General features: G+C 67.7%; 22 protein-coding genes. 13 read left to right on the forward strand and 9 right to left on the reverse strand.

Going from position 1 to position 20,162, the window contains the following annotated elements:
- Window positions 1-68: 68 nt before the first annotated feature.
- Window positions 69-776, forward strand: a complete 708-nt coding sequence (locus BV210_RS04560) for a class I SAM-dependent methyltransferase (protein ID WP_077205497.1) — start codon at window positions 69-71, stop codon at window positions 774-776.
- Window positions 777-816: 40 nt separating this feature from the next.
- On the forward strand, window positions 817-1,719 hold the full coding sequence (locus BV210_RS04565; protein WP_077205498.1) for a glycosyltransferase family 2 protein: 903 nt from the start codon (window positions 817-819) through the stop codon (window positions 1,717-1,719).
- On the opposite strand, the gene BV210_RS04570 is transcribed toward BV210_RS04565, so the two are convergent.
- Both BV210_RS04570 and BV210_RS04575 read right to left on the reverse strand, forming a co-directional pair.
- Window positions 1,704-3,200: a glycosyltransferase family 39 protein gene (locus BV210_RS04570; protein WP_077205499.1), complete on the reverse strand. Its 1,497-nt coding sequence runs from the start codon at window positions 3,198-3,200 to the stop codon at window positions 1,704-1,706. The genes BV210_RS04565 and BV210_RS04570 overlap by 16 nt on opposite strands.
- Window positions 3,201-3,250: 50 nt before the next feature.
- The gene (locus BV210_RS04575; protein ID WP_077205500.1) at window positions 3,251-4,072 is read right to left on the reverse strand and encodes an amidohydrolase family protein; all 822 of its coding nucleotides are present in this window, start codon (window positions 4,070-4,072) and stop codon (window positions 3,251-3,253) included.
- 256 nt (window positions 4,073-4,328) lie between these two features.
- Between BV210_RS04575 and thsA the strand changes: the two genes are divergently transcribed.
- The 3 genes from thsA to BV210_RS04590 all read left to right on the forward strand — a co-directional run bounded on the left by thsA (window position 4,329) and on the right by BV210_RS04590 (window position 7,885).
- Complete coding sequence (gene thsA, locus BV210_RS04580; protein WP_077207969.1) at window positions 4,329-5,888, forward strand: thermosome subunit alpha; 1,560 nt, start codon at window positions 4,329-4,331, stop codon at window positions 5,886-5,888.
- Window positions 5,889-5,959: 71 nt separating this feature from the next.
- The gene (locus tag BV210_RS04585) at window positions 5,960-7,315 is read left to right on the forward strand and encodes an APC family permease (RefSeq protein WP_077205501.1); all 1,356 of its coding nucleotides are present in this window, start codon (window positions 5,960-5,962) and stop codon (window positions 7,313-7,315) included.
- Window positions 7,316-7,366: 51 nt separating this feature from the next.
- A complete protein-coding gene (locus BV210_RS04590) occupies window positions 7,367-7,885 on the forward strand; it encodes a CinA family protein (RefSeq protein WP_077205502.1) in 519 nt (172 codons plus the stop codon).
- On the opposite strand, the gene BV210_RS04595 is transcribed toward BV210_RS04590, so the two are convergent.
- Together BV210_RS04595 and BV210_RS04600 are read right to left on the reverse strand one after the other, a co-directional pair.
- The gene (locus BV210_RS04595) at window positions 7,882-8,649 is read right to left on the reverse strand and encodes an S-adenosyl-l-methionine hydroxide adenosyltransferase family protein (protein WP_077205503.1); all 768 of its coding nucleotides are present in this window, start codon (window positions 8,647-8,649) and stop codon (window positions 7,882-7,884) included. The two genes, BV210_RS04590 and BV210_RS04595, sit on opposite strands and share 4 nt — an antisense overlap.
- Window positions 8,650-8,671: 22 nt before the next feature.
- The gene (locus BV210_RS04600) at window positions 8,672-9,205 is read right to left on the reverse strand and encodes a nicotinamide-nucleotide adenylyltransferase (protein WP_077205504.1); all 534 of its coding nucleotides are present in this window, start codon (window positions 9,203-9,205) and stop codon (window positions 8,672-8,674) included.
- 167 nt (window positions 9,206-9,372) lie between these two features.
- Between BV210_RS04600 and lonB the strand changes: the two genes are divergently transcribed.
- Both lonB and BV210_RS04610 read left to right on the forward strand, forming a co-directional pair.
- On the forward strand, window positions 9,373-11,487 hold the full coding sequence (lonB, locus tag BV210_RS04605) for an ATP-dependent protease LonB (RefSeq protein ID WP_077205505.1): 2,115 nt from the start codon (window positions 9,373-9,375) through the stop codon (window positions 11,485-11,487).
- 3 nt (window positions 11,488-11,490) lie between these two features.
- Window positions 11,491-12,408, forward strand: coding sequence for a CPBP family intramembrane glutamic endopeptidase (locus tag BV210_RS04610; protein WP_077205506.1), 918 nt, complete (start codon window positions 11,491-11,493; stop codon window positions 12,406-12,408).
- 3 nt (window positions 12,409-12,411) lie between these two features.
- Here the strand turns inward: BV210_RS04610 and BV210_RS20190 are convergent, their stop codons facing one another.
- The 3 genes from BV210_RS20190 to BV210_RS04620 all read right to left on the reverse strand — a co-directional run bounded on the left by BV210_RS20190 (window position 12,412) and on the right by BV210_RS04620 (window position 13,935).
- The gene (locus BV210_RS20190; protein WP_172824875.1) at window positions 12,412-12,573 is read right to left on the reverse strand and encodes a hypothetical protein; all 162 of its coding nucleotides are present in this window, start codon (window positions 12,571-12,573) and stop codon (window positions 12,412-12,414) included.
- A 140-nt stretch (window positions 12,574-12,713) separates the two neighbouring features.
- Window positions 12,714-13,178 (reverse strand): MGMT family protein, encoded by a 465-nt coding sequence (locus BV210_RS04615; protein WP_077205507.1) that lies wholly within the window; start codon window positions 13,176-13,178, stop codon window positions 12,714-12,716.
- 100 nt (window positions 13,179-13,278) lie between these two features.
- Entirely contained in the window at window positions 13,279-13,935 is a 657-nt protein-coding gene (locus tag BV210_RS04620) for a hypothetical protein (RefSeq protein WP_077205508.1), read from the reverse strand.
- A 91-nt stretch (window positions 13,936-14,026) separates the two neighbouring features.
- Here BV210_RS04620 and trpC point away from each other — a divergent pair, with 91 nt between their 5' ends.
- From trpC to BV210_RS04645, 5 genes are all read left to right on the forward strand, one after another.
- Window positions 14,027-14,815 (forward strand): indole-3-glycerol phosphate synthase, encoded by a 789-nt coding sequence (gene trpC / locus BV210_RS04625; protein ID WP_077205509.1) that lies wholly within the window; start codon window positions 14,027-14,029, stop codon window positions 14,813-14,815.
- A 3-nt stretch (window positions 14,816-14,818) separates the two neighbouring features.
- On the forward strand, window positions 14,819-16,066 hold the full coding sequence (trpB, locus tag BV210_RS04630) for a tryptophan synthase subunit beta (RefSeq protein WP_077205510.1): 1,248 nt from the start codon (window positions 14,819-14,821) through the stop codon (window positions 16,064-16,066).
- Window positions 16,067-16,969 carry a tryptophan synthase subunit alpha gene (gene trpA, locus BV210_RS04635; protein WP_077205511.1) on the forward strand — a complete coding sequence of 301 codons (903 nt, stop codon included), beginning with the start codon at window positions 16,067-16,069 and terminating at the stop codon, window positions 16,967-16,969. It abuts the gene before it with no gap.
- 32 nt (window positions 16,970-17,001) lie between these two features.
- Window positions 17,002-17,265 carry a hypothetical protein gene (locus tag BV210_RS04640; protein ID WP_077205512.1) on the forward strand — a complete coding sequence of 88 codons (264 nt, stop codon included), beginning with the start codon at window positions 17,002-17,004 and terminating at the stop codon, window positions 17,263-17,265.
- Window positions 17,266-17,405: 140 nt separating this feature from the next.
- Complete coding sequence (locus BV210_RS04645; protein ID WP_077205513.1) at window positions 17,406-18,209, forward strand: 2-amino-3,7-dideoxy-D-threo-hept-6-ulosonate synthase; 804 nt, start codon at window positions 17,406-17,408, stop codon at window positions 18,207-18,209.
- Window positions 18,210-18,367: 158 nt separating this feature from the next.
- Here the strand turns inward: BV210_RS04645 and BV210_RS19695 are convergent, their stop codons facing one another.
- Both BV210_RS19695 and BV210_RS04650 read right to left on the reverse strand, forming a co-directional pair.
- Window positions 18,368-18,532, reverse strand: coding sequence for a hypothetical protein (locus BV210_RS19695; protein WP_157525806.1), 165 nt, complete (start codon window positions 18,530-18,532; stop codon window positions 18,368-18,370).
- Between the two features lie 138 nt (window positions 18,533-18,670).
- Window positions 18,671-19,324: a hypothetical protein gene (locus BV210_RS04650; RefSeq protein ID WP_077205514.1), complete on the reverse strand. Its 654-nt coding sequence runs from the start codon at window positions 19,322-19,324 to the stop codon at window positions 18,671-18,673.
- Window positions 19,325-19,432: 108 nt separating this feature from the next.
- On the opposite strand from BV210_RS04650, the gene BV210_RS04655 reads away from it, so the two are divergent.
- Complete coding sequence (locus BV210_RS04655) at window positions 19,433-20,131, forward strand: alpha/beta hydrolase (protein ID WP_077205515.1); 699 nt, start codon at window positions 19,433-19,435, stop codon at window positions 20,129-20,131.
- Window positions 20,132-20,162: the final 31 nt, after the last annotated feature.

A 20,162-nucleotide genomic window follows, 5' to 3' on the forward strand; every position in this document is an offset into this window, starting at 1 on the left:
CTCGGGGTGGCCGTGCGGTTCGTTTCAGTATCGTTTTATGGACTGGGAGCGGCAATCAGGGACAAACCGTGAAGGGACAGGAGTGGTATCAAGAGGACGATATCGCCGAGGAGTACGAGGAAAAGCGGTTCTCACGGGGGGGACGGCTGATCGACCGGCGGGAGAAACAGGCCGTGCTGGACGCGATCGGACCGGTCGAGGACAGGGACGTGCTGGAGATCGCCTGCGGGACCGGTCGGTTCACGGTCATGCTGGCCGAGCGCGGCGCGAACGTCGTCGGCCTCGACATCTCGGGACCGATGCTCCAGCAGGGCCGGGAGAAAGCCGAACTCGCGGGCGTCTCCGAGAACATGGATCTGATGCGGGGGGACGCGGGCCGGCTTCCGTTCCCCGACGATAGCTTCGACTCGGTGATCGCCATGCGATTCTTCCATCTTGCCGACCAGCCTGCGTCCTTCCTGAGCGAGATGCGACGGGTCTCGCGCAACAAGGTCTTTTTCGACACGTTCAACCGCTTCACCACGCGTTCGCTGTACAACTGGGCGCTCCCGATGGGGTCGCGGCTCTACTCCCGGTGGGAGGTGTCCCGGCTGGTCGACAGCGCCGGGCTCCACCTCGTGGAATCGGATCACGACTTCGCGTTCCCCTACGGGCTGTATCGGGAGATTCCGAACGAACTCGCCAGCGTGTTCCGCGATATCGACACCACACTGATCAAGTCGCCGCTGGGCAAGCGCCTGGCTTCGGTCTCGTACTGGCATACGCGCGTCCCCTGACGGCGCGAGTTTTTTAGGGGTCCGGCGGGGAACGGGGTGTATGGATCTCTCGGTGGTCGTCCCGACACTCAACGGGCGCGAGCGGCTGGCGAGTTGTCTCGACGCGCTGGCCGAGCACGTGCCCGACACCGAGGTAATCGTGGTCAACGGCCCGTCCTCGGACGGGACGACGGGGATGGTCCGGGACCGCGACGACGTGTCGCTGCTGGTCGAGATCGCCGACCGGCGGCTCAACGTGGCACGCAACGCCGGCCTCGACCGGGCGAGCGGCGACGTGATCGCCTTCCTCAACCACGAACTCGCCGTGGAACCCGACTGGCGAGCGGCGCTCGAAGCCGGCATCGAGACCGCCGACGTGGTCACCGGCCCCACCCACCAGGAACTCAAGGCCGGCATGACGACCGAGAGCGTCGAATCGACGACGATCAAAGGTCGGACGGTCACATACTTCAACGGCGACAACGCCGCGTTCTCGCGACCGGTACTGGACGCCATCGACGGGTTCGACGAGTACCTCCGGACCGGCGGCGCGCGCGACGTGGCCCACCGGTTGGCCGACCAGGACTACGAGGTGGCCTGGCGCGGCGACATGTCGGTCCGGGGCGAGTACGGCACCGACGGCGGCGTGACCGACACCGACTGGCGCTGGAAGTACCGCGCGCTCGCCTACCGCCTGTCGAAGAACTACGGCCTTCGGCCGACCGTGGTTCGCCGTCTCGTCGGCCACGCCGCACGCGACGCGGGCGGTGGGCTGCGGGCAGTCGCAGGCGGCTCAGTCGAACCGTCGGAGTGGTTCGGCAACGGCCGCGACGTGGTCGCGGGGCTGGGAATCGGCCTCAAAGACGGGATCCGCGCACGGTGGCGCGACCGGACCGAGGCGCGCAACCCCAACGGCCGGACCGACCGCACCGACCGCGCCGTCTCCGTCTACGACTGGCGCTGAGTCCGGTTCGCTAACAGGTAGACCTCGATGCTGTTGTACCCTCGGTGGCGGACCACTTCACGCCTGTCGCCCACCACGTCGAGCATCCGCTGGCGCTCGCCCGGCAGGAACCAGAGGTGTGTCAGGACGAGCCACACCCGATCGTGGTCGGCGGTCACGTTCCGGAGCGTGGCGTTGGGCGTGACGTAACTCCCGTTCGATCGCCATCCGGCGTGGATCGGCCGGACGGTGACATCCGACCGCGTCCGGTAGTACTCGAACGCCGACAGCCCCGCCCGGTCGATCACGAGGACCAGATCGTCCTGTTCGGCCTCCGCTTCGAGGTCCGGGACGGCCTCGTCCCACTGCTCTTTCCCGTCGGTCGTGTGGTAGCCGACGGTCGCCGGCAGGATCGCGAGGACGAGCAGCCCGGCCAGCGCGTAACCGACGTGACGGCGTTCGAGACCCAATCCGAGTCGGTCGCGGTCGAGACTCGTGAACCCGTAGGCCGCCAGCAGGACCCACGCCGGCGCGGCGGTGATGGTGTAGCGGTCCCAGAACAGCGGCGTCACGAGATACGACACCGCGACCAGCCCCAGGACGGGAACGAGCGCCCAGACGACTAGGAGTCGACGCTCGCGCCCGAGCGGCCACGACCGTAGCGCGAGGGCCACGCCGACGGCGACGAGGAGGCCCACCGCGAGTTCGGCCGTTCCACCGGCGGTCGTGAAGTACTCGATCACGGTGCCGGCGACCCGTTCCGGCCCCGGCGGCGAGATGAAGTTGAAGCCTGCGACGGCCGAATCCAGTTTCAGCAGACCGATCAGGAGAACCGGCGCGAGCAACGCCCAGCAGGCCGCGTGCGTACGCTCGAGTGTTGTCAGCCCGCTGCCCACGAGTCCGTCGCCGGCCAGCAGGCGGTCGACCACGAGGACCACCCCCTGCGTGACGACGACGAACAGGCCGAACGGGTGGACGGCGGCGGTCGCGAGCGTCGCGACGGCGTAGCCTGCGGCCAGTCGACGGCTCGGCCGCCGGCGGAGCCACAGGAATGCGAGGAAGGAGAGGAGGGTGAGCAGCGTCCAGAGGCTGTACATCCGCGTCTCCTGGGCGTAGTAGAGCTGGAACGGCGCGATTGCAAACACGAGCGTCGCGACCAGCCCCGTCTTCCGGTCGAACAGCTCACGTCCCAGCAGGTACAGCAGGGGCAGCGAGAGAATCCCGAAGACCGCGGAGGGGAAGCGAACGGCGGTCGCGCCGGTGCCGAACGCCGCGACCCAGAGATCCAGAAAGACGTAGTAGGGCGGGAGGTGGGGCTGTTCGCTCGGGATGACCCACAGCAGTTCGAGGGGGCCGTGGTTCGCGACGAACCGGAGGGTGATCGCCTCGTCGACCCAGATGCTCTCGACGCCGAGGCCGTACAGCCGGAGTGCCGCGCCCAGCACTACGATCCCGGCGAGGGCGACCGTATAGCGGCTCCGCCAGTCGATGCGCCCGTTCACTGTCCTCCCCTCTGCAGGTGGTGGGAATAAAAACTACGAGACGGGGCGGGTCACTCCCCGCCCGACGGGCCGAGTTCCGGGATCACCCGCGAGGGGTTCTTCGAGAAGACCTTCCGCATGGCGTCCTCGGGTACGTCCAGCGTGAGAATCTCCATGACGCCCACGTCGGGGTGGGTTGCCGGCGCGCCGCTGCCGAAACAGATCCGGTCGGGATGTTCCATGATCGCCCGCTCCAGCGGGTTCCGGATGCGGACGAAACTCGTATCGAGGTAACAGGACTCCCAGCGATCCAGCAGGGCGATGCCGTCCTCGATCAACTCGCGGTCGAGGGGATAACCGCCGAAGTGCTCGACGATCACGGGGAACTCGTAATCGAGCAGGTGGTCGGCGATGGCCTGTGGCGGGAACTGCCGGCCCCCGTGGACCAGCACCGGGAGACCCACGTCGGCGAGCCGTTCCAGTACTTCCTCGTCGGGGAGCCCGTCGGCCGCGGGGTGGAGCTTGAACCCGGCGAAGCGGTCGTCGTAGGCGTACTGCTCGACGTCCTCGGGCGAGGTGTGGTGGTCCTCGCGGGAACTGGCGAGGTTGCGCAGGCGCGCGCCCGGACTCGATCCAGCGTCCCTGGCCCCGTTGATCCGGGCGAACGCCGCGAACGAACGCCCGACGCTCATCCGGGCGACCGCGTTGTTTATCTTGAGATAGCTCCCGTCACGGGGCCCCGGGAACACCACGGATCGCACGACCCCGGCCTGGTGCATCTCTCGTTCGATGGTCTCGGGGTCGCCGGTCCGACCGTCGGGTCGTCGCGACTCGTCGGGTTCGAGACAGACGTGAACGTCGACGACGCGGAACTCGTGTTCCAGCTCCAGCATCCACCGAGCCAACGAACGGCCCTGTAATAACGGTTGCCCGCGAGACGACGCGTCCCGTCACCCGACCCGGCCGTCCGATCAACAGTTCCGTCGCCCGACCTGACTGTCCACACGACTACCCCTCACCGACCCCGACCGTCCGTCCGACTGTCCCGGCACCGAGACACCCGCTCGCCGTCTCTCGCTTTCCGCCGATAGTAACTTTTATATAGAACCGCTGACCACCTCATTAGTGACTATGAGCCAACAGCGACGGATGGGCGGCCAGCCCATGTTCATTCTCAACGAGGATTCCCAGCGGACGGAGGGGAAAGACGCACAGACATCCAACATCGCCGCGGGGAAGGCAATCTCCGAGGCGGTACGGACGACACTGGGCCCTCGCGGGATGGACAAGATGCTCGTCTCCGACTCCGGCGACGTCGTCATCACCAACGACGGGGCGACGATCCTCGAGGAGATGGAGATCGAACACCCCGCAGCCCAGATGATCGTCGAAGTCGCCGAGACCCAGGAGGACGAGGTCGGCGACGGCACGACGACCGCCTCCGTGCTCGCGGGCGAACTCCTCAAGCAGGCCGAGGACCTGCTCGACGACGACGTCCACCCCACGACCATCGTCGAAGGGTACCACGAGGCCGCACAGCTGGCCCAGGAGTCCATCGACGCCGAGACCCTCGACGCCGACGTCGACGAGGAGACGCTGCTGTCCGTCGCCGAGTCCTCCATGACCGGCAAGGGCACCGGCGACGTGAACGCCGCGAGCCTGGCCGAGACGGTCGTCGGGGCCGTCCAGCACGTCGACACCGACGCCGGTGTCGTCCGTGACAACATCACCGTCCGGACCCAGACCGGCGCGTCCTCCTCCGCGACCGAACTGGTCGAGGGCGTCCTCGTCGACGAGGAGCCGGGCCACGAGAACATGCCTCGCTCCGTCGCTGACGCCTCGATCGCCGTCGTCGACAACGACGTCGACCTGAAGGAGTCGAGCATCGACGCCGAGTACAACATCACCGAGGTCGACCAGCTCGACCAGGCCATCGCGGCCGAGGAAGAGGAGCTCAAAGGCTACGTCGACCAGATCGAGGACGTGGGCGCGAAGGTCGTCTTCGTCACCGGCGACATCGCCGACCGCGCGAAGGCCTTCCTCGCCAAGCGTGGCATCCTCGCCTTCGAGAGCGTCGGCGACGACGACGCCAAGTCCATCGCCTCCGCGACGGGCGGCTCCCGTGCCGGCTCCGTCGAGGATCTGGAAGCCGACGACCTCGGCGAGGCCGAGGAAGTCCGCGTCGAGAAGTTCGACGACGACGACGTCGTCTTCATCGAGGGCGGCGCGGCCGCCGACGCCGTCACCGTCTTCGCCCGCGGTGGCACCGAACACGTCACCGACGAACTGGAGCGCGCCCTCAACGACGCGCTCGACGTCGTGACCGCCGCGCTCGACGAGGGCGGTGTCGTCCCCGGTGCCGGTGCCGCCGAGATCGCCATCGCGGCCCACATCCGCGACGAGGCCGCCAGCATCGAGGGCCGCAAGCAGCTGGCCGTCGAGGCCTTCGCCGACGCCGTCGACGTGCTCCCGCGCACGCTCGCGGCCAACACCGGCATGGACCCCATCGACGCGCTCGTCGACCTCCGCTCGGAGTTCGACAGCGAGGGCCGCGCCGGCATCATCTCCGAGGGCCAGACGGGCATCATCGGCGACCCCGTCGAGTACGGCGTCCTCGACCCCGCCGCGGTCAAGCAGGAAGCCGTCGAGTCGGCGACCGAAGCGTCGACGATGATCGTCCGCATCGACGACGTTATCGCGGCGGAGTAACGGGCTCGTCCTGCTTTCACAGGCAAGCACTACTCCCACATTTCTTGCGGGTCGTATCCTGACACCGAGAGATGAGTGAGCAACAGCTCGGGCTCACGGAAGCCGTGTCGATGGCGCTGGGCGGGATGATCGGTGGCGGAATCTACGCCGTCATGGGCGTGGTCGCCGGGATCACGACGTACGCGACCTGGGCCGCGTTCGTCCTCGCGGGCGTGGTCGCGCTCGCAGCGGGCTACTCCTACAACGCCCTGAACCGGCTCAGCGACAGCCCGGGTGGCTCGGTCACGTTCGTCCAGTGTTTCACCGGGAACACGACGCTCGCGGGCATGACTGGCTGGACGCTCCTCTTTGGCTACATCGGGTCGATGGCGATGTACGCCTTCGCCTTCGGAGAGTTCGCGGTCGCGTTCGGGGCGATTCCGACCGACATCGCGGGGGTGCCGGCCCGTCCCCTGCTCTCGGTGCTCGCCGTCGCCGGCTTCGTCGGGCTCAACGTCCTCGGCGCGCGGACGACCGGTACCGTCGAGAACATCCTCGTGGCCGCGAAGGTGGCGATCCTGCTCGCGTTCGGCGTGCTCGGGCTGGTGTACGCCTTCGGCGCCGGGGGCGGGATCCGGTCCGGAGCGAGCCAGCTCACCGGGTTCGGGCCGGTCGTGGCGGCGGCCATCTCCTTCGTCGCCTTCCAGGGCTGGCAGTTGCTCTTCTACGATCAGGATTCGATCGCCGATCCCGTCGAGACGATCCGGACGGCGGTCTACGTCGCGATCCCTGTCGCGATCGTCGTCTACCTCCTCGTCGGGGTCGTGACGGTGAATCTCGTGCCGCAGGCACTCCAGTCTCACCCCCACGTCGCGCTGAAGGACGCGGCCAGCCTGATGGCCCGGCCCTACGGGCTGGCGGCGCTAGGCGGCACAGTACTTTCGCTGTCGGCGCTGTTCTCGACGGGGAGCGCGATCAACGCCACGCTGTTCTCGGCGGCCCACTTCGCGAAGGGTATGCTGAGCGACGATCTGCTGCCCGACCGGATCGGATCGAGCGACGCCGACGGCGCGCCGCCGCGACTGGTCGTCCTGCTCGGCGTGGTCACCGCCGCGTTCACCGCGGTCGGGGGCCTCGGCGCGATCACCTCCTTCGCCTCCCTCTCCTTCATCGTCGTCTTCGGTGCGATGAGCTACCTCGCATTCCGCCATCGCGATCAGGGGTCGATCCACCCGGTCCCACCGCTCGTCGGGGTCGTCGGGACCGTCGGGTTCTTCCCGCTGATGCTGTGGAACCTGTCCCGGCGCGAGCCGAACACGTTCTACATGGTGGTCGTCATCGCCGTGCTCGTCGTCGCCGTGGAACTGCTCTACTTCGAGCGCGAGACCATCGCGCGGGAGGTCGAACGGTTCGAAAACGAGATTCCGGTCGGCGAATCGTCGGGCTGACTCGACGGGTCGGTCGCGGCATTCAACTCCCCCGGTCACGTTGCTCCGAGCATGCACGGGTTCGGGGAAGAGCCACTGATCGAGACGCAGGTCGGTGACGCGCTGGCCGAGCGCGGCGAGACACTGGCGGCCGCCGAGTCCTGTTCGGGCGGCCTCGTCGCCTCGCTCGTGACCGACGTGCCGGGATCGAGCGAGTACTTCGACCGCTCGTACGTGACCTACAGCTACGACGCGAAACAGCAGGTACTGGGCGTCTCCCGCGAGGCGCTCGACACCGACGGTGCGGTCTCGGAACGGGTCGGCCGGGAGATGGCGAAAGCCGCTCGCGACACCGCCGACGCGACGTGGGGGCTCTCGACGACGGGCGTCGCCGGCCCCGAGCGCGACCGCGCGGACCACCCCGTCGGGACGGTCTTCGTCGGCGTCGCCCACGCCGCGCCGTGGGGCAGCGGCGAGTCGACGACCACGGTCGAGCGCTACGAGTTCGACGGCTCCCGGACCGAGATCAAGGAACGCGTGGCCCGGCAGGCCCTCGCGGATCTGCTCGACCGGATCGAGGAGCTGGATTAATCGAGATCGAGTGACACCGCGTCGCCGACGCCAATCCCGAACGCGTCCTCGCCCCGGCCCCTGTTGACCGCGAGTTCGACGCTCCCGTGGCTCCCCACCGTCACGAGTCGCTGGCCCGTCTCGACGGCGGCGTAGGTCGGTTCGACCGGCGCGGACTCGCCGTTCACTCCCACCGTCCCGCCGTAGTGTCCGTCCAGCACCCTGCCCGGGACGTTCGTGATCGCGTTGCCGAAGCCGTCGACGACCAGGATTTCGCCCACAGCGCGGCCGTCCTCCTCCGTCGGCTCGGGGAAGGTCAGGTCGACCCACTCCGCGACCGACGAGAACTCCTCGCGGGTCTCGACGCTCTCGATACCCGCTTCGTGGACGAGTGCAGCCGCGGGCGCGAACACGTCCCGCCCGTGGAAGGTCGAACTCGCGGGGTCTCCGAGATCGATCTCGAAGACCTCGATGTCGCCGTCCTCGCTGGCCAGTCGACGGGCGGCCGGCAGCAGGACGCCGTTGTCGGGGCCGACGAGGGCGTGATCGCCGGCGCGGACGACGACGGCGGCGCGGTCGGTGCCGACGCCGGGGTCGACGACGACCAGGTGGACGGCCGGCGGGAAGTACGGGAGCACCTCCCGAAGCCAGAACGCGGCAGTTCGTACGTCCTGCCGGGGGAAGTCGTGCGCCACGTCGACGAGTCTGGCGTCCGACTCCTGCAGGATGACGCCTTTCATCGCCGCGGGGTACGGCGTTCCGAAATCGGAGGCGAGGGTGATCATCGTCGCTGGTTCGTGGCTCCAGTCAGTTGTCGTTCTCGGTGGCGTCGCCGCCGTCGTCGCCGGCGACCTGTCTGAGTCGCTCTAGCCCGTCGACTTCGTCGATCACGTCGACGACGGCGTCGGGGACGAGGTGGTTCCAGTCTTTCCCGTCGATCATCCGCGATCGGATGCGCGACCCCTTCAGGTCCTCGCGGTTGTACATCTCGGACTGGCGGACCTCGATGCCGGCCTCCTGGAACAGGCGGATCACGAGCGGGTTGTTCGAGTAGGCTACGTCGAAGGCGGGTGCCATGCTCCGGATGTGGCTCACCCAGACGGAGTTGCGATCGATGTCCTCGATGGGGACGACGTAGGTGCGGGTGTCGATGTCTTCGAGGACGCGCGAGACCATCATGATGCGTTCGCCCGCGGTGAAGGGGTTGCGGACGGTGTGTGAGGCGTCGGCGCTGCCGATCCCGACGACGACCTCGTCGACGGCCTCGGCGATGCGGTCGGTCATCTCTCGGTGGCCGTCGTGGAACGGCTGGAAACGGCCGATGTAGAACCCCCGGGTCATACCCGTACGTACGGGAGCAGTTTGATAAATCACGCGAGTCGTTCTCGATCACCCGACGGAACGTCTGACGGACCGCCGTCCTGCGGTTTTTTCGTTCTCACCCACCGGAATAGGGGAGAAAGTATATCAGTCGACAGCCCTTCCGTTCGGGCAACAGCAACGGTTCTATGAGCAACGATACGGACACCGACGACGACCCCGAAGACGGGGGGCCCGACTCCACAGAGGAGTCCCCGGACGCGTTCGACGACGTGGTCGACGACATCGACGACGTCGAGAGCGTCCGCGACGGGGACGAGGAGCCCGGGGTTCCCGACGGCAACGAGGGCAGCATCGACGACCTCGGCAGCGAAGTCGAGATCGATGCCCCGGTCGACGAGGAGAACGCCGAGGACGACATCCTGGGCGGCCTCAAGATCGACTCGACCCACGACATCGAAGTCCCGGACCGACTGGTCGATCAGGTCATCGGGCAGGACCACGCTCGTGACGTGGTGAAGAAGGCGGCCAAGCAGCGTCGCCACGTCATGATGATCGGTTCGCCCGGGACCGGGAAGTCGATGCTCGCGAAGGCGATGAGTCAGTTGCTCCCCAAGGAGGAACTGCAGGACGTCCTCGTCTACCACAACCCCGACGACGGTAACGAGCCGAAAGTTCGGACCGTTCCCGCCGGCAAAGGGGACCAGATCGTCGACGCCCACAAGGAGGAAGCCCGCAAGCGCAACCAGATGCGCAGCTTCCTCATGTGGATCATCATCGCCATCGTCATCGGCTACTCGCTGTTGATCGTCCAGCAACCGCTGCTGGGCATCCTCGCGGCCGGTGTCATCTACCTCGCGTTCCGCTACGGCTCGCGGGGCAACGACGCGATGATCCCGAACCTGCTCGTCAACAACGCCGAGCAGAACACCGCACCCTTCGAGGACGCGACCGGTGCCCACGCCGGCGCGCTGCTGGGCGACGTCCGCCACGACCCGTTCCAGTCCGGCGGCATGGAGACGCCCAGCCACGACCGCGTCGAACCCGGCGCGATCCACAAGGCCAACAAAGGTGTGCTGTTCGTCGACGAGATCAACACCCTCGACATCCGCAGCCAGCAGAAGCTGATGACGGCGATCCAGGAGGGCAAGTTCTCGATCACGGGCCAGTCCGAGCGCTCCTCGGGCGCGATGGTCCAGACCGAGCCCGTCCCGTGTGACTTCATCATGATCGCGGCCGGGAACCTCGACGCGATGGAGAACATGCACCCCGCCCTGCGCTCGCGGATCAAGGGCTACGGGTACGAGGTGTACATGGACGACACCATCGAGGACGACGCCGAGATGCGTCGGAAGTACACCCGCTTCATCGCCCAGGAAGTCGAGAAGGACGGACGGCTCCCCCACTTCGATCAGGAGGCCGTCGAAGAGGTCATCCTCGAAGCCCGCCGTCGCGCCGGCCGGAAGGGTCACCTGACCCTGAAACTGCGCGACCTCGGTGGGCTGGTGCGGGTCGCAGGCGACATCGCCCGCGCCGAGGACAAGGAGTACACCGAGCGCGAGGACGTGCTGCAGGCCAAGCGCCGCAGCCGCTCCATCGAGCAACAGCTCGCGGACAACTACATCGAACGCCGCAAGGACTACGAGCTGACCGTCAACCAGGGCGACGTGATCGGCCGCGTCAACGGCCTGGCCGTCATGGGCGAGGACTCCGGTATCGTCCTCCCCGTCATGGCCGAGGTCACGCCGAGTCAGGGTCCCGGCGAAGTGATCGCCACGGGCCAGCTCAAGGAGATGGCTCAGGAGGCAGTCCAGAACGTCTCGGCGATCATCAAGAAGTTCAGCGACGAGGACATCACCGAGAAGGACGTTCACATCCAGTTCGTCCAGGCCGGTGAAGGCGGCGTCGACGGCGACTCCGCCTCCATCACCGTGGCGACGGCCGTCATCTCCGCGCTGGAGGACGTGCCCGTCGAGCAGAACCTCGCCATGACCGGCTCGCTGTCGGTCCGGGGCGACGTGCTCCCCGTCGGCGGCGTCACGCACAAGATCGAGGCCGCCGCCAAATCCGGCCTCGACACGGTCATCATCCCCAAGGCCAACGAGCAGGACGTGATGATCGAGGAGGAGTACGAGGAGATGATCGAGATCGTCCCCGTCTCCCACATCAGCGAGGTGCTGGAGGTCGCGCTGGCTGGCGAACCCGAGAAGGACGGGCTCGTCGACCGCCTGAAGAACATTACGGGCAAGGCGCTCGAACAGCGCGAGGTCGGTCGCGGGAGCGGCAGCCCCAGCCCCCAGTAAGCCGTGGCGCAGTGGGCCGCGTTCGTCGGACTGACCGGCGTGGTCCTCACTCTTTTGCTCGCACTCGCTCGCCTCTCCCAGCACGCCGTCCGCGACGACGCGGGAGGGGCAGCGAACGACGTACGTTCTCGGTCGCCAGACCGGCGACACTCCGACGAGATTCCGCGGTTCGTCCCGCCGGACGCGGACGCCAGCGCGAACGCGACCGACGTCGACTCTCATCCCGGCGAGCGGCCGCCCCGGGCCAACGGTGAACTCGCGGCGACCGGGACGGGACGGCGCGACCCGAACCCCACGGCCGACGACCTCTCGACCGGGGCCCTGCTCGCGAACGTCGCGCTCACGCAGGGACTGTTCGGCGGGCTCCTGTTCGCCGGCGCGTGGTACTTCGGGATTCCCGCGTGGGCCTTCGGCGTCACCGACGCCCCCCTCTCGACGGGGCTGCCGGCGCTGGCGGTGGGTACTCTGCTGGGCGTCGCGCTCTATGCTGTGAACGCGGTGGGGGCGGCGACGGCCGACGCCGCGGGCGTCGAGTACGACGAGCGACTCCGCGGGATGCTCTCGCCGGATTCGACGGCTGGGTGGCTGATCCTCTTGCTGGGCGTGCTCCCGATCATCGCGGGCGTCGAGGAGTTCATCTTCCGGGCGGCGGTGATCGGTGCGACGGCCGCCGGGTTCGGCACCTCCCCGTGGGCGCTGGCGGTCGTCTCCTCGATCGCCTTCGCGCTGGGCCACGGCGCACAGGGCCGGGTCGGCGTCGTCGTCACTGGCACGCTGGGGTTCGTCCTCGCGACGGCGTTCGTCCTGACGGAGAGTGTTCTGGTCGTGTTCGTCGCTCACTACCTCGTCAACGCCCTGGAGTTCGTGGTCCACGAACTGCTGGGAATCGAGTGGGCAGAACGACTGCGCGAAAACTGGTAGCGGCTACTCCGAGTGGTCGGTGTCGTCGGCGGGGTCAGTCTGTGTGTCGGTGCCGAGCGAGCGGTACAGGTTCACGCCGAGCCCGGCCGCGAACGTCAGGATACCGACGATCACGAGCCAGGTGAGATTCGGGTGTTCGAGTCCGACGTGTAGTGGCAGTGCCATACGCGTGCTCGCTCCCCGACGGACCTAAAACCAACTGAACCGATCGCGTCCGGCAGTACGGAGTCGAAAATACCGTTCGGAGACCGGTCGGCGATCTGTGCGGGAGTCGTCACTCCGGACCGCGGCGACGGAGCGTCCCCTCAGAGCCCCTCGATGGATCGGAGTTTGTCGACGACGGCGGGCGGGGTCGAGCCGGGGCCGTCCCGGATCCGGTGGTCCGGGATGAGGATGGGCGCGGGGTTCTCGGTGAGCGCTTCCCGGATCGCCCGCAGATCGTCGTCGTTCTCGTCGTCCAGCCCCGGCGTCACTCGGGCGATCTGGGCGACCGAGGAGTCCTGTCCGTATGGAATCTCGCGAACGGCTTCGAGCACCTGCCGCTGATCGGTCGGGACCGTCAGCGCGACCTGTACGTCGTCGAAACTCTCCTCGACGCCGTCGAGGTAGGACTCGATCCGGTCCAGCATGTCGTGCTCGCTCTCGGCACCCTCGTCGGGCGTCTCGGGGAAGGAAAGGGAGATGACTCGGCCCTGTGCGATCCCGACCTGTACGTAGCGGTCGAGATACGGCGATTCACGCGCGTATATGCCCGCAACGTCACTGCTCATACTCCCGGGGACGGGCGAGAGTACCTTGAAACTGCCTACAGGGCGACCCCCGTTTGCCGGAGCCTCGCCGACGCCGCCGGGTCCAGCCCCTTTGCCGCAGTCAGTCGACGGTCAACTCGACGGTTCCTTCGATCTTCATCACGTCGTCGGGGGCCAGCAGCCGGGCGTCCGTGGTCGATCCACCGGCCGTCCTGAGACGGAGGCCGACCACGTCGTCCTCCCGCAGGACATCGCCGAAGTGCGTGGTGTCAGTCTCCAGTCGCCGGTGCCAGTCGTCGCTCTCGACGTCGTCGTCCCCCAGATCGAACACCAGTCGGTGGCGTTCGTGGGCCGTCGCAAGCGTCGCGTCCGCCGCCGTCCCTCTGTCCGGCTGGATCCCGAAGTACCCGTCGGCGTCCGTGTCGGCGGCGGCCGCGGCCAGTTCGTAACTGTCGCCGGGGACGGTCCAGTCGGCGGTGACGGCCGTCAGATCGACCTCCTCGACCCAGTCGGCCTTCGCGACGGTCACCTCCACCGTCCCGATCCGGCGCGACTCGACGTTGGTCCCGACCGCCGAGACCACCCGGAGGGCCGACGGGAGCGATCCCTCCTCCTCGGACCCGTCCGATTCGGACCCATGGCTCTCGACCGCACCCGGGCCGATGGTGGTCGGCGTCGTCCGCTCGTCGTCGCTACCGCCGTCCTCGCCGAGACACCCGGCCGCACCGACTACCCCGAGAACTCCCAGCCCCCGGAGGAACCCACGTCTTCCTGTCATTTACGTCCGACAGTTTCCCCCACTGTCACTTGAGCCTGTTCGTCGCCGTGACGCAAGCCTTATGTGCAGTTCCGTCCGTCAATGTACAGTAATGGACGATAGTGAAGCGATTGCACCAGCGGTCGAGTCGATCCTCGCGGCCGCGCGGGAGCGGGGCGGGGGCGACGACCGGCTGTCGGTCGACGCGCGGTCGCTGCCCGAGGCGTTCGCAGCCGCCGAGGCCGACGACCGGGTGCCCGTGATCGCGGAGGTCAAGCCGACGAGTCCGACGACCGAGGGCGAGCGGACGGACGACCCCGTCTCCCTCGCCGAGGAGATGGTCGCGGGCGGGGCGGCGGCGCTGTCGGTGCTGACCGAACCCGAGCACTTCGGCGGGTCGCCCGAGAACTTGCGGCGGGTTCGCGAGGCCGTCGACGTGCCGGTCCTGCGGAAGGACTTCGTCGTCCGCGAGGCGCAACTGGACACCGTGGCGGCCGACGTGGTCCTGCTGATCGTCCGCTTCCTGCAGGAGGACGACACCGACGACCTGGCGGACCTGCTGGCGGCGGCCCGGGAGCGCGGGTTTCAGGTGCTCGTCGAGGTCCACGACGGAGCGGAACTCCAGCAGGCACTTGACGCCGGAGCGGATATCGTGGGCGTGAACAACCGCGACCTGGCCGAACTGGACGTCGATCTGGGTACGTTCGAACGGGTCGCACCCGAGGCCCCCGACGACGTGACGATGATCGCCGAGAGCGGGATCGGGACGACCGAGGACGTGACCCGGATGCGAACGGCGGGTGCGGACGGCCTGCTGATCGGCAGCGCGATCATGGACGGTCCGGTCGGGGAGAACACGGCGCGGTTGACGAACGCCGAGCGGGAGACACACAGAGACTGATATATGAGCGATACAGGCAAATTCGGAGAGTACGGCGGCCAGTACGTGCCCGAGGCGTTGATGCCGGCCATCGAGGAGCTGACGGACGCCTACGAGCGCTACGTGCTGGACAACGAGGACGGGTTCATGGACGAGTTCCGCGAGCGACTGCGGGACTTCGGCGGCCGACCCACGCCGCTCCAGCACGCGGAGCAACTCTCGGCCCGCTACGACACCGAGGTGTACCTCAAGCGCGAGGATCTGGTCCACGGCGGCGCACACAAGCTGAACAACGCGCTCGGACAGGTCCTGCTGGCGAAGTACATGGGCAAAGAACGGATCATCGCCGAGACGGGAGCCGGCCAGCACGGCACCGCGACGGCGATGGCCGCCGCCCACCTGGACATGCCCTGTGAGATCTACATGGGCCGGACCGACATCAACCGCCAGCGGCCCAACGTGTTCCGGATGCGGCTCAACGGGGCCGAGGTCAACCCCGTGACCGTGGGCCGCGGGACGCTGAAGGAGGCCATCAGCGAGACGATGCGGGACTGGGCGACGACCGTCGAGACCACCCACTACGTCATCGGATCGATCGTCGGCCCCGCGCCGTTCCCGGACATGGTCCGTGAGTTCCAGTCGGTGATCTCCGAGGAGGCCCGCGAGCAAGCGCAGGAACGAATCGGTCGCCTTCCCGATTCGGTCGTGGCCTGCGCTGGCGGTGGCTCGAACACGATGGGTGCGTTCGCCCAGTTCGTCGACGACGGAGACGTGGACCTCCTCGCTGTGGAGGCCGGCGGGTCTTCGCTCACCGTGGACGAGGCGGAGGGCGTCGCCCCGAACTCCGCGACGCTGTCGACGGGCGACGAGGGCGTCCTCCACGGTGCGCGCACGAAGCTCCTGCAGGACTCGGACGGGCAGATCATGGAGTCCCACAGCGTCTCCGCTGGCCTCGACTACGCCGGCGTCGGCCCGGAGCTCGCCCATCTGGTCGACGAGGGACGGGTCACGCCCGCGAACGTCGACGACGCCGCCGCGCTGGAGGCGTTCCACCGACTCTCACAGGACGAGGGGATCATCCCCGCACTGGAAACGGCTCACGCCTTCGGCTTCCTCCACGAGAACCCCGACGCGGTGGGCGACGTCACGGTGATAAACGTCTCCGGCCGGGGCGACAAGGACCTCGAAACCGTGATCGAGGAGACCGACAAGCGGGACCTGGACGTGGACGTTGATATGTCGGTCTTCGACGCCGCCGGGGGTGCGATGTAGATGGCCAACAACCCCGACCTCGAAGCGGTCTTCGAGCGCGACGAGCCCGCCTTCGTCCCCTACCTGGCCGCGGGCGACCCCAGCTACGAGGCCTCGCTGGAATACGTCGAGGCACTGGCCCGCGGCGGCGCGGACGTGATCGAACTCGGCTTGCCATTTTCAGAACCCATCGCCGAGGGGAAGACGATCCAGAACGCCATCGTCCGGGCGCTCGAAGGCGGGATGACCCCCGACCGCTTCTTCGAGTTCGTCGAGGACCTGGACGTGGACGTGCCGCTGGTCTGTATGACCTACTACAACCTCATCTACCAGTATGGAGAGGAAGACGGCCCCCGACCCTTCGTCGAGAAGGCCGCAGAAGTCGGACTGACGGGCTTCGTCGTACCGGACCTGCCTGCCGAGGAGGCCGACCCGCTCCGTGAGGCCTGCGACGAGTTCGACCTCGATCTCGTGTTCATCGTCGCGCCGACGACGCGGGGCGACCGCCTCGACCGGATGCGCGAGCAGGTCTCTGGCTACGTCTACGTACAGGCGCGGCTGGGCACGACCGGCGCGCGCGACGACGTGAGCGACCAGACCGACGAGAGCCTGGCCCGCATCGACGACTGGGACGTGCCCAAGGCCGTCGGCTTCGGGATCAAGGAAGGTGACCACGCGGCGCGGATCGTCCGCGCCGGGGCCGACGGGATCATCGTCGGCTCCGCGCTGGTGGACATCGTCGCTGAGCACCACGGCTCAGCGGGCTCCCAGACGGAGTCCGGGAACGTCGCGGAGGGCTACGAGAACGACGATCCCGTTTCGGAAGTGGCCGATCGGCTGGAAACGAAGGCCCGCGAGCTGAAAGCGGGGGCCCTGCGTGGGGCCGACCAGCGCACCGAGACCGTCTCCGGCGACGACCGGTAAGCTATTTTGTCTCGGCGGATCCGGTGATCGGTATGGGCGTCGGACGGGTGGTGGGCTACGCGTTGCTCGGGCTGGTGGACGCGTTCGTCCCGTCGGCTATCGCTGCCGCGCTCGCGTTCGAGATCGGCTACTACGTCCCGTCGTATCCGCGCGTGACAGCTGCACTCGCCGTCGCCGGGGTTGGACTGGCCGTCGGGGTCGTACTGGGATCCGTGGCCGCGATGCGTGGCGGGAAACCCTTCACGCTGACGCGGGGAGCCGTGGCGATCTGGGACCGGTATTTCTGGTACGTCTGACCCGACCGTTCGGATCGCTGATAACGGTCGCAGTCCGGGGCTTTGGGCCGGAAAACCGCCGTCTGTGACGGCCCTGCTGGGGCGGTTCGGATCGCCGTCTCGCAACGCTTATGTCTGTACTTGCCACACCTTCCCATAACATGAGCACGGGGAACACAGCACGGCTGGCCCGTATCGGGACAGGGGGACGCCACCTCATCGTCCCCATGGATCACGGCCTCACACTGGGGGCCGTCACGGGCCTCAAGGACATCGAATCGACCATCGACGCGATCACGCGGGGCGGCGCGGACGCAGTTCTCACCCAGAAGGGCATCGCTGGGCGCGTCCACGAGAACAAGAACGGCGCGGGCTACATCTGCCATCTCAACGGTTCGACGGCCATCGGTCCGGACGAAAACGACAAGCGCACGACCGGGACCGTAGAGGACGCTATCCGGGCCGGGGCCGACGCAGTCTCCTTCCACATCAACGTCGGCTCGCAGTACGAACGCGAACAGATCGAGGAACTCGCGGCGGTCACGAGCGAGGCCGAGCGCTACGGGATGCCCGTCCTCGCGATGACCTACGCGCGTGGACCGGACATCGACCCCGAGAGCGAGGAGTACAATCAGGCCGTCGGGCACGCGGTCCGACTGGGCGAGGAACTCGGCGCGGACCTCGTGAAGACCGGCTACACCGGCGACGCCGACAGTTTCCAGCACGTCGTCGAGTCCACGAGCCTGCCGGTCGTCATCGCGGGCGGCGCGAAAGGCACTGACCGGGAGACCCTCGAGATGGTTCGGGGTGCGATGGATGCCGGCGCGGCCGGCGTCTCGATGGGTCGGTCGATCTTCCAGCACGACGACCCCGAGGCGATCACGCAGGGTGTCGCCAGCGTCCTCCACGACGACGCGAGCGCCGAGGAGGCCGCCCGCGAGGCTGGGCTGGCAGTGGAAGCCTGAGAGCGCACCTATTTTCGCTGGGGTGGTGGTTCGAGAGACCGAAGCGCTCTCTCGACGGATATCGCGCCGCGGATGCCGGAGTAACCCAACGGTGGTGTCACACGACGGGTTACACATCCGTTTTCGCTCGCCCCAGTTCGATTAGTACAGCCCCTTTTTCATCGTCGCTCGTACTCCTCGAACTTCACGTTGGGGACGTCCTGACCGAGCACGGCGGTGAGCCAGCTCCCGGGTTCGAATGTGGCGTTCAGGATGGCCGTCTCGCCGCCCTCCCCCTCGCGGGAGGCCGAGACCCTGTCGAACCGGCGGCGATAGCCGTCCACCTTGACCGGGACACAGTGGCGACAGTCGCCTCGGAGAAGGTTGCCGCGAACGTCGGTTCGTGACGGAGGCTGCCGTAGACCAGCACCCCGCGATCGGGCATACCCGGTCTGACCGCCGGAAAACCATCTCCGCTTCGTTTACACGACGTCGCCCCGGACCGTCGCCCCCTCCGCTTCGGCCCGGTACTCCTTCACCGCCTCGGCGGCCTCCGTCGCTTCCTCCGGGTCCAGACCGAGCATCTCGAGCGCCCCCGACAGCGGTGGGAACGCGAACTCGCTCTCCCGGAGTTTGCGGAAGGCCTCGTCGCTACGCTGGTCTTGGGCCCACAGGCAAACCCCGCGGGGATCGAGGATCTGTTCGTAGTTCTCGCGGGCCATCGCACCCTCCAGTCGCTGTCTGACGTTGTCCTCGAAGGAGGCGTTGCACACCTCCAGGTGGATCGGTTCGTCGTCGTCGACGAGATGAGCGGCCAGGCACTTCTCCGGTGCGGCGTGACCGTTCGCGTTGGCCCGCAGGTACTCGTCGTACTCGGCGGCCCAGTCGGCGTCGACGGTCTCGCCGACCCCCTTGATCCCGTGGGACTCGCGGAACTCGCGCTCGCGGTCGGAGTCGCGGCCGAACAGCATGTCCTTGGTGACGTAGACGTCCAGTCGCTCGACGGGGTCGAGGCCGAGCGCCACGTCGCCGTACACCCACACCTCCCGGACGGGGACGGGCATCGGTTCGGACGCGACGGTTTCGACGAGGGCCGCCACGCGGTCGACGGCATCCTGGCGCTCGAACTCTGTCATCGCCCGCCGGTAGGACGGGCGCGTGGAAAACGGTTTCCGCTCGGTCCCAGTGTCGAGACCGTGAAATCGGGAGTAGCTAGTTGTTCCTCCCGTGAATACCCCGCGCCTATGAAACTGGAGACGTTCGGCGACGACGGCGACGACCCGCTCGTGTTCGTCCTCGGCTGGGGGAATCGGCCGAGATTCGACGGGGTCCGCTGGCTGGTCGACCACCTCGTCGAGGCCGGCTACCGCGTCGACACGCTCGAGATCCCGCGAACCATCACGGACTTCGAGTCGGAGTATCTCGACCCCGTCCAGTCCCACCTCGACGACCTCGCGGAGTATCGCCTGCTCAGCCACAGCACCGGCGGGCTGATCACCCGCTACGTCGCCGACGACGAACCGATCACCCGGACCTACCTGAGCCCGTGGTGGGGGTTCCACGAGAGCCTCGACAACCCCGTCGTCTCGCTGGCGATGAAGCTCCCCGTTTCGACGCCGATCCTGCCGGCCAAGAGCGACCGCGCGGAACTCGGCGAACTGGCGACCGACGAGTGGTACGCCGACGCCCCCGACCGCGCGGCCCCGACCTTCCTGCGGGAGGCCAAGCGAGCCCAGGAGCGGATGCCCCCGTTCGACACCGACGACGCCGTCTTCTACTCGTCGACCGACACCATCGTCAGTCCCGACGCTATCGAAGTCCAGACCCCACGGGAGAACCGAATTGCCTACGAAGGCGGGCACGAACTGTTCAACTCCCGCTCGCGGGACGAGCATATCGAACAGGTACTCGCGGCGGTCGACGCGGGGGCCGACGCGCTCTGAGAGCGAAACCGGGAAGCCCGCCCGGCGACAA

Source organism: Halorientalis sp. IM1011 (assembly GCF_001989615.1).
GTDB lineage: Archaea > Halobacteriota > Halobacteria > Halobacteriales > Haloarculaceae > Halorientalis.